Raw genomic sequence first — 12,513 nt, forward strand, 5'->3', positions numbered from 1 at the left:
TGCGGGGGGTGGGGGTGTGCCTCGTCGCAGCGCCGCTGCTCAATTCCGCTTCTCGCTATCCAGATGCACGAGGTGCTCCTGCGGGTAACGCCCGCCGGCCGCGACGTCCGGCGGGAACGCGCCGGCAAGCGTTGCGAGTTGCGCCGGGGTCAGCTTCACCGCGAGCGCGCCGAGCGCCTCGGTCAGCCGGTCGCGGCGCCTGGCGCCGACCAGCGGCACGATATCGGCGCCTTGCGCCGCCACCCAGGCGATCGCCACCTGCGCCACCGAGGCGCCGAGTTCTGCTGCGACCTCGCGCAGCCGCTCCACCAGCGCCAGATTGGCGTCGAGATTGGCGCCGGAGAATCGCGGGCTGACGCTGCGGAAGTCGCGCGCGGCGGCGTGGTCCTTCTGCCAATGCCCGCTGATCAGGCCGCGCGACAGCACCCCATAGGCGGTGACGCCGATGCCGAGCTCGCGGCAGGTCGGCAGAATGTCGGCCTCGATGCCGCGCGAAATCAGCGAATACTCGATCTGCAGATCGGCGATCGGATGCACCTTATGGGCACGGCGGATGGTGTCGGCGCTCACTTCCGACAGCCCGATATGTTTGACGTAGCCGGCCTGCACCAGCTCGGAGATCGCCCCGATGGTGTCCTCGATCGGCACGTTCGGATCGAGCCGCGCCGGGCGGTAGATGTCGATATGCTCGACGCCGAGCCGGCCCAGCGAATAGGCCAGGAAATTCTTCACCGCCAATGGCCGGCCGTCATAGCCGGTGAAGCCGCCGGCGGGATCGCGCAGCGCGCCGAATTTGACGCTGAGCTGGAAGCCGTCGCGGTCGCGCCCGGCCACCGCTTCGCGGATCAGCAGTTCGTTGTGGCCGGTGCCGTAGAAATCTCCGGTGTCGAGCAGGGTGATGCCGGCATCGAGCGCGGCGTGAATGGTGGCGATGCTCTCGCCGCGGTCGGCGGGGCCGTAGAAATCCGACATTCCCATGCAGCCGAGCCCGAGAGCCGAGACGGTGGGGCCGCTGCGGCCGAGTGTGCGCTTGTCCATGATGGGTCCTCGAATAAGGCCGCGGATGATCCGGCGGCGTTGCGACGAGGCTGATATGGCGGCGTTGCAATCTCGCGATAAGCTGGACAATCCCGAAAGGCTTGTTCAGTATAGCGCACAATGACCGACCTCGATCTGCGCGATCTCGCTGCCTTCGTCGCCGTGGCGCGCAGCAAGAATTTCCGCCGTGCCGCGCTGGAGAGCGCCGTCTCGGTCTCCAGCCTGAGCCAGCGGCTGCGCGACATCGAGGAGCGGCTGGGGGTCCGGCTGCTGCACCGCACCACCCGCAGCGTGGCGCTGACCGAGGCCGGCGAAGCGCTGCTGGCGCGGGTCGGCCCGGCGCTGCGCGACGTCGACGCCGCGCTCGACCAGGTGCGCGGGCTTCGCGGCGTGCCGGCCGGGCGGCTGCGGATCAATGCGCCGGCGCCGGCGGTCGATCTGGTGCTGGCGCCGATGGTGACGCCGTTCCTGCAGGCCTATCCGCAGATCGACCTGGAGATCGTCGCGCAGACCTCGCTGATCGATATCGTCGCCGCCGGCTTCGACGCCGGGGTGCGCTATGGCGAGCACCTGGCGCAGGACATGATCGCGATCTCGTTGGGGCCGCCGGAGCGCTTCGTGGTGGTGGCGTCGCCGCACTATGTTGCGCAGCATGGCGCACCAAAGCAGCCGCAGGATCTTTTGGCGCATCGTTGCATCCGGATCCGCTTCGAAAGCGGCGCGATGCCGGATTGGGAGTTCGAGCAGGCCGGCCGTGTGGTGCGGGTGACGCCGCGCGGGCCGTTGGTGGCGGGCTATTCGCAATTGGCGATCCGCGCCGCGTTGGACGGCCTCGGCTTCTTTGCCGCCTTCGAGGGCTATGTCCGCGCCGACATCGCCGCCGGCCGGCTGGTCAGCGTGCTGGACGACTGGTGCGAGCCGTTTCCCGGGCCGTTTCTGTACTATCCGAGCCGCCGCCAGCCGCCGCCGGCGCTGGCGGCGTTGATCGGCTTTGTGATGGAATGGCGGAAGAAGGAGCGGCGGGCGGGGCTTTAAGGTCGTGCGGGTGGCACCCCGTCCGCAATGCTGCCTCGCAAGCGGTCGGCTCGCGGGGCAGGGCTGGGGTGGGGCTTGTTGCCATCCACAAATCCGGCGCGCGATCGCCTCAACCAGCCGCTACCGCCCGAACAATCGCTCCACCAGCCAGCCGTCGAGGCCGCCGGCGGCTTCGGGCCGGGTGGTCTGCGCGCGCTGCGGCGCGCTGCGGCCGCCGCCGTTGACCGGGATCGGCGGGCTCGGCGCCTGCTGATAGTTCGACCCGCCCGGGCCCGATGCGGCATAACCGGGCTGCGACGCATAACCCTGCTGAGCCGTGCCCTGCTGCAGCAAACCCGGATCGCCGCGCGAACCGACCTGCGCCACCGTGGCGATGCCGGCTCCGGTCTGTCCGGCGCCTGGCAGCGGCAGCGGAGTCTGGCCCTGATGCGCCGTGCGCATGAACCTGGTCCACACCTCGACCGGCAGACCGCCGCCGGTGGCCTTCTTGGTCGGCGCGTTGTCGTCATTGCCGAGCCACACCCCGGTGACCAGTTTGCTGGTGAAGCCGATGAACCAGGCGTCGCGGAAATCCTGGCTGGTGCCGGTCTTGCCTGCCGCGGTCCAACCCGGAATCTCGGCCTTGCGGGCGGTGCCGGAAATCAGCGTCTCCTGCATCATGCTGTTCATCATCGCCACATAGCGCGGCTCGATCACCTGCGCGGGCGCGTCCTGCGGCCGGTCGTACAACACCTTGTTGCCGTCGGCGGTGCGGATCTTCTCCACCACATGCGGCGCGGTGCCGAGCCCGCCATTGGCGAACGGCGCATAGGCGCCGACCAGTTCGACCAGCGACACCCCGGAGGTGCCGAGCGCGATCGAGGCGTTGGCGTCGAGCTTGGAGGCGATGCCGAGCCTGTGCGCGGTGCGCACCACGCTCTTGGCGCCGACTTCCAGCCCGAGCCGCACCGCCACGGTGTTGAGCGACATCGCCAGCGCCTGCGTCAGCGTCACCGCGCCGAAATATTCGTGGCTGTAGTTCTCCGGTCGCCAACCCTTGACGTCGATCGGGGCGTCCTGCCGGATGGTGTCGGGCGTCAGCCCGGCCTCGAGCGCGGTGAGATAGACGAACGGTTTGAACGCCGAGCCCGGCTGTCGCTTGGCGGTGACCGCGCGGTTGAACTGGCTGTCGGCGTAGTTGCGTCCGCCCACCATGGCGCGCACCGCGCCGTCCGGCGTCATCGCCACCAGCGCGCCCTGCGAGACGTTGAACTTGACGCTCTTCGCCGCCAATTCGTCGATGATCGCGGCCTCCGCCACCGATTGCAGCTTCGGATCGATCGAGGTCTCGACGATGATCGAACGGTCGATCTGGCCGACCAGATCGTCGAGCACTTCGCCGATCCAGTCGGCGACGTAGTTGATGGTGCCGGCGCCGGACGGCTTCACCGTGCCGGACGGGTTGGCGCTCGCCACCTGGGCCTGCGCCGGCGTGATGAAGCCGGCGTCGGCCATCGCGCCGAGCACGGTCTTGGCGCGGTTTTCGGCGCCTTCCGGATTGCGGTTCGGCGCCAACCGCGACGGCGATTTGACCAGGCCGGCCAGCATCGCGGCTTCCGCCAGCGTGACGTTTTTCGCCGATTTGCCGAAATAGCGCTGTGCCGCGGCTTCCACCCCATAGGCGCCGGAGCCGAAATACACCCGGTTGAGATAGAGTTCGAGAATTTCGCTTTTGGAATGCTTGCGCTCCAGCCATAGCGCCAGCTCGACCTCCTGCAGCTTGCGCTGCAGCGTGCGTTCCTGGGTCAGGAACAGGTTCTTGGCGAGCTGCTGGGTCAGCGTCGAGCCGCCCTGCGACACCCCGCGATGCGCGATGTTGGCGGCGGCGGCCCGCGCGATGCCGATCGGGTCGACGCCGTAATGATCGTAGAAGCGGCGGTCCTCGATGGCGATGAAGGCCTTCGGCAGATAGGGCGGCACATCCTTCAACGCGATATTGGTGCCGGCCTGTTCGCCGCGTGTCGCCAAGACGCTGCCGTCGAAGCCGACGATCTGGATGGTCGGCGGCCGTTTCGGGATTTCCAAGGACTGGATTGCCGGCAGATGCGCGCCGACATAGATCAAGAGGCCGACCACCGCGATTACGCCCCAGATCGCGGTGACCGCGCCCCAATAGAACAGTTTGAAGATCGCCGCGCTGATCCGGCCGCGCGGCTTGCTCTTGGGTTTTTTCGGCGATTTGCCCGCCGGCTTCTTGGCGTCGGCTTTCTTCGCCGCGTCGGCTTTCGGCTTGATCAGCTTTTCGTCGGGCGGTCCGATGCGGTCCTGCACCGACAGCCGCAGGCCGGACAGCGACGACGACAAGTCGAACACCGGCTCCTGCCGCGCGCTGCCTTTCTTCTTGCCCCACGCCATCCGAAAACGCCCACCCGACAGATGGGCTAGCTTAGGCGGCGGGATTTAAAGCCGCGTTAAACGACGGTTAAGGCTACGGTTCCGGGAATGCGAGAAAGCCCTGCGGCACAGGGCTTTCATCGCTGCTTAACCTTACCGGCGATTGCCGCTTTTCAGCTCAAATCCCCGCCATCATCACGTATTTGATCTCGACATAGTCCTCCATGCCGTGATGCGAGCCTTCGCGGCCGAGGCCACTTTCCTTGACGCCGCCGAACGGCGCCACTTCGGTGGTGATCAGCCCGGAATTGACGCCGACCATGCCGGCCTCCAGCGCTTCAGCGACGCGCCACACCCGGCCGAGATCGCGGGCGTAGAAGTAGGAGGCGAGCCCGAAAGGCGAGTCGTTGGCGAGCTTGATCACTTCCTCTTCGGTTTTGAAGCGGAACACCGGCGCCAGCGGGCCAAAAGTTTCCTCATGCGCCACCAGCGCGTCGGGCTTGACGTTGGCGAGCACGGTCGGCTCGAAGAACGTGCCGCCGCGCGCATGGCGCTTGCCGCCGATCACGATGGTGGCGCCGTTGGCAACGGCGTCGGCGATGTGGCGCTCGGTCTTCTCCACCGCGGCCTGATTGATCAGCGGGCCTTGGGTGACGCCGGGCTCGGTGCCGTCGCCGATTGTCATGGCGCCGACCTTGGCGGCGAGTTTCTCGACAAAGGCGTCATAGACGCCGTCCTGGACGTAGATCCGGTTGGCGCAGACGCAGGTCTGGCCCATGTTGCGATATTTCGACACCATCGCGCCGTCCACCGCGGCATCGACATCGGCGTCGTCGAACACGATGAACGGCGCGTTGCCGCCGAGCTCGAGCCCGAGCTTCTTCACGCCCACCGCGGCCTGCTGATACAGGATCTTGCCGACTTCGGTGGAGCCGGTGAAGCCGACGAAGCGCACCGCCGGATGCTCGCACAACACCTTGCCGATCGCCGAGGCGTGGCCGGTGACGATGTTGAACACGCCGTTCGGCAGTCCGGCCTGCTCCGCCAAGGCGGCGAGCGCCAGCGCCGAGAACGGCGTCTCGTTGGCGGGCTTCAGTACCACGGTGCAGCCGGCGGCGAGCGCCGGCGACACCTTGCGGGTGATCATCGAATTGGGAAAATTCCACGGCGTGATCGCGCCGCACACCCCGATCGGCTGCTTGATGGCGATCAGCCGGGCATCCGGCCGCTGCGTCGGAATGGTCTCGCCATAAACCCTGCGGGCTTCCTCGGCGAAGAACTCCACATAGGCGGCGCCGATGTCGACTTCGCCGAGTGCTTCGGTCAGCGGCTTGCCTTGTTCGGAAGTGAGGATCAGCGCCAGATCTTCGCGGTTGGCGACGATCAGTTCGTACCATTTGCGCATGATGTTGGAGCGCTGCTTGGCGGTGAGTTTAGCCCAGGCCGGAAACGCACGTTGCGCCGCTTCCACCGCCTGCGTGGCTTCGGTCGCTCCGAGCTTCGGCACCCGGCCGAGTTCGAGGTCGTTGACCGGGTTGCTGACAACGGTCTCAGGCGTGCCGGTCCATTGCCCGTCGATGTAGCAGGCCTCGCGCAACAGCGCGGGATGCTTCAGACGATCGCGCAGCGAAAGCGCAGTGGATTGGGAACGGGCGGCAGCGGTGGTCGACATCAGCTTTGCTCCAGCGCGGGGTGGACGGGGGCCGGCGGCCCGGATCGTTCATCGGCGCTGGATTATAGCCACGAAACAGCCGGCGTGCATCGGGCGCGCCGGCTCAGCTGACGATCTGTTGATGCGCCGATCGCGCCGCGCGGCTCAGGCCGCGCCGCGCAGATAGGTTTCGCGGCGGCCGATCATCCGCTCGGCGGCGATGCGGGCGTCGGCCTTGGTAGCGGTGGCGCAGATCCGATATTCCAGCGGCGGAAACGGAGCGGCGTTGCGCCGCCCAAAGAACGACGCCAACGAGCGCGGCGTCACCTGCAATCCGGCCAGCGCCTGCGCGACATTGTCGACGGCGCCGAAATCGAACAATTCGCCGGTGTTGGCGTATCGCACTTCGTAGATCCCAGGACCGATCGGGGCCTCGATATTTTCGCCACGTCCCGGCCGCGGATAAGATTTCCAGCCGCCCCAGCCTACAATCATGGTCTGCCTTTCGCAGCCGATGGGCCGCATGTTGTTTGCTGCACAGAGCTGATGTCTGCGGCAGCGTGCAAATGGTTCAGCGTCGAATGTCTTCGCGCTCGGGTTCCGTTGCCGCATCCAAGGCGGCATGTCCGATTTTGAACATCGTTACGCAACAAACGTTCCGCCGCCGTTGCCGGCGGCGGGCGTTCCGGGAATTGCCTGGCGTTATCGTAAACAACTCACGCTTGCCGGATCGCATTCTGCGGACAACACTCCGGTTCCAAACAAGACCAGCGGGAGGATGCCATGCGGGAACAAGCGCAGATCGATCAGTTTTTGCGGCAGCACGCCGACACCGGGGAGATCCCCGGCGTGGTGGCGATCGCCGCGACCGGCAGCGACATCGTGTATCAGGGCGCGTTCGGCCGCCGCGACCTGTCGAAGCCGGATCCGATGACGCCGGACAGCGTGTTCTGGATCGCCTCGATGACCAAGGCGATTACCGCCGCCGCCGCGATGCAGCTGGTGGAACAGGGAAAATTGTCGCTGGACCAACCGATCGGTGGACTGCTGCCGGAGTTGGCGGCGCCGCAAGTGCTGGACGGCTTCGACGCCGAGGGCAATCCGCGGCTGCGGCCGGCGACCACCCGGATCACGCTGCGTCATCTGCTCACCCACACCTCGGGACTGTGCTACGACATGTGGAACGCCGACATGGTGGCGTACCGCGACAAGTTCGGGGTACCGCCGATCACCTCGTGCCGGCACGCCGCGCTGCAGGTTCCGATCATGGCGGAGCCCGGCAGCCGCTGGGAATACGCCATCGGCCTCGATTTCGTCGGCAAGGCGATCGAGGCCGCGACCGGGATGCGGCTCGACGCCTATCTACGCGACCACATCCTGGCGCCGCTCGGCATGACCGACACCGCGTTCAAGATCGGCGCGGCGCAGCGCCAGCGGCTGGTGGCGATGCATTTTCGCGGTCCCGATGGATCGCTGGCGCCGATCCCGTTCGAGCTGCCGCAGGAGCCGGAATTCCACATGGGCGGCGGCGGCCTCTACGGCACCGCGTCGGACTACATCAAGTTCACCCAGATGATCCTCAACCAGGGCCGCGGCAACGGCAACCAGATCTTGAAGCCGGAAACCGTGGCGCAGATGAGCCAGAACCACATCGGCGAGCTGTGCGTCGGCAAGATGAACTCGGCGATCGCGTTCGCTACCAACGACGTCGATCTTTATCCCGACATGGACAAGAAGTGGGGACTGAGCTTCCTGATCAATACCGCGCCGACCCCGGAGGGCCGCAGCCCCGGCAGCCTGGCCTGGGCCGGGCTGGCGAATACCTACTACTGGATCGACCCATCGCGCGACATCTGCGGGGTGATCCTGATGCAGGTGTTGCCGTTCGCCGACCCGAAATGCCTCGCGGCATTTTCCGGCTTCGAACGCGGCGTCTATGCCGGTCTCGACGCCGCGCAACGCGCAGCGTGAGGAGTTAGAGCACTTTCAGTTGGATTGAAGCATCCAACACAAATCCGGTCGTCATTCCGGATTGCGAGTTCGCAAGAACGAGCAAGTCCGGAATCCATATCCCCTGCAGGGGTTATGGATTCCGGGCTCGCTCGCAGCTATCGCTGCTCGCGCCCCGGAATGACAGTCTGGGAATGTTGAAGCGCATCAATCAAACTCGAAAAGTCTCTAGCCGTCATCCGGAAACTAACCGGCCTTGCCGCGAAGACAATGAGGCACTGAGCTCAACCCGTCATGGCCGGGCTCGTCCCGGCCATCCACGCCCACAAGCGACGTCTTGCCTGTTTCCGTAGATGGCCGGGACAAGCCCGGCCATGACGCGGAGAGGTGAGCGCACTTCAGGAAGCGCGGGCGTCGCGCAACTAACTCGCTTACACCGGCAACCCGTTCTGCTGCGCCAAATCCTTCAACGACACTTGCGGGCGGGCGCCGATGTGCTGGATCACCTCGCCGGCGGCGAGCGCGCCGAGCCGGCCGGCGTCCTCGAAGCTGGTACCGCGCACCAGCCCGAACAGGAAGCCGGCGGCGAACAGGTCGCCGGCGCCGGTGGTGTCGACCAGCTTGTCGATTCGCGAGGCCGGGACGAGGGTAATGCTGTCGGGCGCCACCACCGCGCAGCCCTTTTCACTGCGGGTAACGACGCCGAGTGCCACGTCCTGCTGCAGCTGGTTCAGCGCGGTGTCGAAATCGGCGGTCTGGTACAACGAGTGCAATTCGGATTCGTTGGCGAAGATCATGTCGACGGTGCCGGTGCGCATCAGCTCGAGGAATTCGGAGCGATAGCGGTCGACGCAGAACGGATCCGACAGCGTCAGCGCCACCTGGCGCTCGGCGGCGTGCGCGATCTTCGAGGCCTTCAGGAACGCCTCCTTGGCGTTCTTCGGATCCCACAGATAGCCTTCCAGATAGATCAGCGAGGCGGCCGCGATCTGCGCCGGATCGATGTCGTCGGGGCCGAGATCCTGCGCCGCGCCGAGATAGGTGTTCATGGTGCGCTCGCCGTCCGGCGTCACCAGAATGTAGGTGCAGCCGGAGGCCGGGCCGCCCAAAGCCGGCTTGGTGTCGAACGCCACTTGCGCGGCGCGGATGTCGTGGCTGTACAGCCGGCCGATCTGGTCGTCCTTGATCTTGCCCACATAGGCGGCGCGGGCGCCGAAATTGGCCAGGCCGACGATGGTGTTGGCGGCCGAGCCGCCGGACATTTCCACCGCCTGGCTCATCTGCGCATAGATCGCAGCGGCGCGCGGCTCGTCGATCAGCGTCATGCTGCCCTTCACCATGCCGTGCTTGATCAGGAAGTCGTCTTCGGTTGGCGCCAGCACGTCGAAGATGGCGTTGCCGATTCCGAGCACGTCGTATTTCGCTGAGGTCATGAGATTTGTCCCGTAGGGCGATGCGAGCGCGGAAAATCCGGGCGAGCTCGGCCGGCATGCGCGGAGGCAGGTTTGTCAAATAGGATGGCGCGACCTATCACGTTCGCCCCGACGCCAGCAAGGTTGCACCCTGCCGATGGTTTCATGATTCGCCCGCTGCTCACCGTCTCCTCCGGCACCCTGGCGTCGCGGCTGTTGGGATTCGTTCGCGATGCACTGGTGGCCGCCTTGCTTGGCGCGGGGCCGGTGGCGGACGCTTTTCTGGTGGCATTTCAGCTGGTCAATGTGATCCGCCGACTGCTGACCGAAGGCGCGCTGAACGCCGCTCTGGTGCCGGCCTGGCTGCGGTTGCGCGACGCCCAGGGGGCTGCCGCGGCGGCGGCGTTCGCCGGGCGGGTGCTCGGCACCGTCAGCGCGGCTTTGGTGGCGGCGGCGGTGCTGATCGGATTGGCGATGCCGCTGTTGATCGCGCTGCTGGCGCCGGGCTTCGTCGGCGGGCCGAGCCTGGCGCTGGCGGTCGACAATGCCCGGCTGATGTTGCCTTATTTGGCTTTCGCAGGCCCCGTCACGGTGCTGATGGGGGTGCTGAACGCGCAGCAGCGCTTTGCGCTGACCGCGTTCTCGCCCTTGTTGTTCAATCTGGCGCTGATCGGCGTGATGGTCGCGTTGCTGCTGCGGCCTCACGATGCCGCCCAGGCCGCGCTGCTGATGGCCGCCACCATCGGCGCCGCCGGGCTGCTGCAACTTTCGATGCTGGTATGGCGGCGCGGCGCGGCGGTGGCCGGGCCGTTGCGAATTTCTTTCGACGGCGAGATGCGCGGCTTCTTCGCCAAGGCGGTTCCCGGCATGCTGGCGAATTCCGGCCCGCAATTGCTGATCGTCGGCGGCGCGATCATCGCGTCGCACGCGCCGGCCGTGGTGTCGTGGCTGTATTTCGCCAACCGGCTGATCGAATTGCCGCTCGGCATCGTCGGCACCGCGATGGGCACCGTGCTGGTGCCGGAACTGACCCGCGCGGTGCAGGGTGGCGACAAGGCTGCGATCGCGCAGGCGGAATCCCGCGCGCTGGAGCTCGCGGTCGGGCTGGCGCTGCCGGCGATGCTGGGGCTGATCGTGCTCAGCGAGCCGATCGTGCGGCTGTTGTTCGAACACGGCGCGTTCGGCGCCGCCGACGCCGCAGCCACCGCGCAGGCTTTGGCGTTTCTGGCGCTGGGCCTGCCGGCGCATGTGGCGGTGAAGGCGATCGCGCCGGCGTTTTTCGCCCGCGACAACACACGCGCGCCGCTCAACGCCATGCTCGGCGGGCTAGGTCTCGCGATCGTGGCCGCGATGCCGCTGGGCGCGCTGTTCGGGGCGAGCGGCATCGCCGCGGCGGTGGCGCTGGGGGCCTGGGGCTCGGCCTGGCTGTTGATCCGCAAGGCCGCGGCCTCATTCGGCTTCGCGGTCGACGTTTTGGCGCGACGGCGATTGGTCCTGATCGCGGTCGCAGCAGCGGCGATGGCCGGGCTGTTGTGGCTGAAGGCCGCGTTCGCGCTGCCGCTGGTGGCGGGCGCGAGCATCGCCATACAGGCGCTGGCGCTCGGCCTGGTGATCACGGGCGGCATCATCATCTATGGCGGGCTGTTGATGCTGCTCGGCGTCGTCAACCCCTCAGACCTGCTCCGCGCGCTGCAGCGGCCGGATCGCTTGCGCGACTGACGCGCGCGTGGCAGAGCACGGCGCCTGACGGCAAAGAATGGCGCAAGACGCTCGCGGGAACAGCAACATGACGATCGAACGGGTTTTCTCCGGCGTGCAGCCGACCGGCAATCTCCATCTCGGCAACTACCTCGGCGCGATCGTCAATTTCGTCAAACTGCAGGACACCCACAACTGCATCTATTGCGTGGTCGATCTGCACGCCATGACCATGCCGATTTCGGTCTGGGGCGGCCCGGACGAACTGCGACGCCATACCCGCGAGGTGACCTCGGCCTTCATCGCCTCCGGCATCGACCCCAAGAAGCAGATCATCTTCAACCAGAGCCAGGTCTCCGAACACGCCGAACTGGCCTGGGTGTTCAACTGCGTGGCCCGTCTCGGCTGGCTCAACCGGATGATCCAGTTCAAGGAAAAGGCCGGCAAGGATCGCGAGAACGCCTCGGTTGGACTTTATGATTATCCGGTGCTGATGGCGTCCGACATTCTGGTGTATCGCGCCACCCATGTGCCGGTCGGCGAGGACCAGAAGCAGCACATGGAGCTCACGCGCGATATCGCGCAGAAGTTCAACAACGATTTTTCCGCCTCGATCGCCGCGCAAGGCTATGGCGAGGCGTATTTCCCGCTGCCGGAGCCGGTGATCACCGGCCCGGCGACGCGGGTGATGAGCCTGCGCGACGGCACCAAGAAGATGTCGAAGTCGGACCCGTCGGATTATTCGCGGATCAACCTCACCGACGACGCCGACGCCATCGCGCAAAAGATCCGCAAGGCCAAGACCGATCCGGAGCCGTTGCCGAGCGAGGAAAAGGGCCTCGAGCCGCGCCCCGAGGCCGACAATCTGGTCGGCATCTATGCGGCTTTGGCCGGCAAGCCGAAATCCGAGGTGCTGGCCGAATTCGGCGGCGCGCAGTTCTCCGGCTTCAAGTCGAATCTGGTGGATCTGGCGGTGTCGAAACTGGCCCCGCTCGCCGCCGAGATGAAGCGGCTGACCGCCGATACGACTTACGTCGATCAGGTATTGGCCGACGGCGCCGACCGCGCCCGCGTCATCGCCGCCGAGACCATGAATGCGGTGAAGGACATCGTCGGCCTGGTGCGCAAAAAGGGCTGAACTTGCTGGCAGATTGCGCGTCCTATCCGCTCATCGGGGCGTCATCCTGAGGTGCGCGCGCACTTGCGCGCGCCTCGAAGGATGAGCCGCGGGCACGCTGACTGATCCGCAATCCACGCGGCGTCATCCTTCGAGACACCCGGCTTCGCCCTACGGGCTTCGCCGGGTTCCTCAGGATGACGACTCAGCGCGATCGTCTTGGTTCGGATTCTCGATCT

The 12,513-nt window shown here is 66.5% G+C and carries 9 protein-coding genes; 4 read left to right on the forward strand and 5 right to left on the reverse strand.

Annotation, left to right across the window (positions count from 1 at the left end; all coding sequences use genetic code 11):
- Positions 1–39 precede the first annotated feature (39 nt).
- Complete coding sequence (locus RPC_RS02280) at positions 40–1,038, reverse strand: aldo/keto reductase (protein WP_011470934.1); 999 nt, start codon at positions 1,036–1,038, stop codon at positions 40–42.
- A gap of 120 nt (positions 1,039–1,158) precedes the next feature.
- On the opposite strand from RPC_RS02280, the gene RPC_RS02285 reads away from it, so the two are divergent.
- The gene (locus RPC_RS02285; RefSeq protein WP_011470935.1) at positions 1,159–2,073 is read left to right on the forward strand and encodes a LysR family transcriptional regulator; all 915 of its coding nucleotides are present in this window, start codon (positions 1,159–1,161) and stop codon (positions 2,071–2,073) included.
- 120 nt (positions 2,074–2,193) lie between these two features.
- Here the strand turns inward: RPC_RS02285 and RPC_RS02290 are convergent, their stop codons facing one another.
- The 3 genes from RPC_RS02290 to RPC_RS02300 all read right to left on the reverse strand — a co-directional run bounded on the left by RPC_RS02290 (position 2,194) and on the right by RPC_RS02300 (position 6,592).
- On the reverse strand, positions 2,194–4,467 hold the full coding sequence (locus RPC_RS02290; RefSeq protein ID WP_011470936.1) for a transglycosylase domain-containing protein: 2,274 nt from the start codon (positions 4,465–4,467) through the stop codon (positions 2,194–2,196).
- 157 nt (positions 4,468–4,624) lie between these two features.
- On the reverse strand, positions 4,625–6,118 hold the full coding sequence (locus RPC_RS02295; RefSeq protein ID WP_011470937.1) for an NAD-dependent succinate-semialdehyde dehydrogenase: 1,494 nt from the start codon (positions 6,116–6,118) through the stop codon (positions 4,625–4,627).
- Positions 6,119–6,262: 144 nt separating this feature from the next.
- Positions 6,263–6,592, reverse strand: a complete 330-nt coding sequence (locus RPC_RS02300; protein ID WP_011470938.1) for a hypothetical protein — start codon at positions 6,590–6,592, stop codon at positions 6,263–6,265.
- Between the two features lie 288 nt (positions 6,593–6,880).
- On the opposite strand from RPC_RS02300, the gene RPC_RS02305 reads away from it, so the two are divergent.
- Positions 6,881–8,068 (forward strand): serine hydrolase domain-containing protein, encoded by a 1,188-nt coding sequence (locus RPC_RS02305; RefSeq protein WP_011470939.1) that lies wholly within the window; start codon positions 6,881–6,883, stop codon positions 8,066–8,068.
- 410 nt (positions 8,069–8,478) lie between these two features.
- Here RPC_RS02305 and RPC_RS02310 read toward each other — a convergent pair whose 3' ends face one another.
- A complete protein-coding gene (locus RPC_RS02310) occupies positions 8,479–9,480 on the reverse strand; it encodes an adenosine kinase (protein WP_011470940.1) in 1,002 nt (333 codons plus the stop codon).
- A 144-nt stretch (positions 9,481–9,624) separates the two neighbouring features.
- Between RPC_RS02310 and murJ the strand changes: the two genes are divergently transcribed.
- The gene (gene murJ / locus RPC_RS02315) at positions 9,625–11,178 is read left to right on the forward strand and encodes a murein biosynthesis integral membrane protein MurJ (protein WP_041801305.1); all 1,554 of its coding nucleotides are present in this window, start codon (positions 9,625–9,627) and stop codon (positions 11,176–11,178) included.
- A 67-nt stretch (positions 11,179–11,245) separates the two neighbouring features.
- Positions 11,246–12,295 (forward strand): tryptophan--tRNA ligase, encoded by a 1,050-nt coding sequence (gene trpS, locus RPC_RS02320; protein ID WP_011470942.1) that lies wholly within the window; start codon positions 11,246–11,248, stop codon positions 12,293–12,295.
- The last annotated feature ends 218 nt before the right edge of the window (positions 12,296–12,513 follow it).

Source organism: Rhodopseudomonas palustris BisB18, from assembly GCF_000013745.1.
GTDB lineage: Bacteria > Pseudomonadota > Alphaproteobacteria > Rhizobiales > Xanthobacteraceae > Rhodopseudomonas_A > Rhodopseudomonas_A palustris_F.

Bases quoted from the DNA above. Each gene is read 5' to 3' on its own strand.
- RPC_RS02280 (WP_011470934.1), bottom strand. From the start codon at position 1,038: ATGGACAAGCGCACACTCGGCCGCAGCGGCCCCACCGTCTCGGCTCTC.
- RPC_RS02285 (WP_011470935.1), top strand. From the start codon at position 1,159: ATGACCGACCTCGATCTGCGCGATCTCGCTGCCTTCGTCGCCGTGGCG.
- RPC_RS02290 (WP_011470936.1), bottom strand. From the start codon at position 4,467: ATGGCGTGGGGCAAGAAGAAAGGCAGCGCGCGGCAGGAGCCGGTGTTC.
- RPC_RS02295 (WP_011470937.1), bottom strand. From the start codon at position 6,118: ATGTCGACCACCGCTGCCGCCCGTTCCCAATCCACTGCGCTTTCGCTG.
- RPC_RS02300 (WP_011470938.1), bottom strand. From the start codon at position 6,592: ATGATTGTAGGCTGGGGCGGCTGGAAATCTTATCCGCGGCCGGGACGT.
- RPC_RS02305 (WP_011470939.1), top strand. From the start codon at position 6,881: ATGCGGGAACAAGCGCAGATCGATCAGTTTTTGCGGCAGCACGCCGAC.
- RPC_RS02310 (WP_011470940.1), bottom strand. From the start codon at position 9,480: ATGACCTCAGCGAAATACGACGTGCTCGGAATCGGCAACGCCATCTTC.
- murJ (WP_041801305.1), top strand. From the start codon at position 9,625: ATGATTCGCCCGCTGCTCACCGTCTCCTCCGGCACCCTGGCGTCGCGG.
- trpS (WP_011470942.1), top strand. From the start codon at position 11,246: ATGACGATCGAACGGGTTTTCTCCGGCGTGCAGCCGACCGGCAATCTC.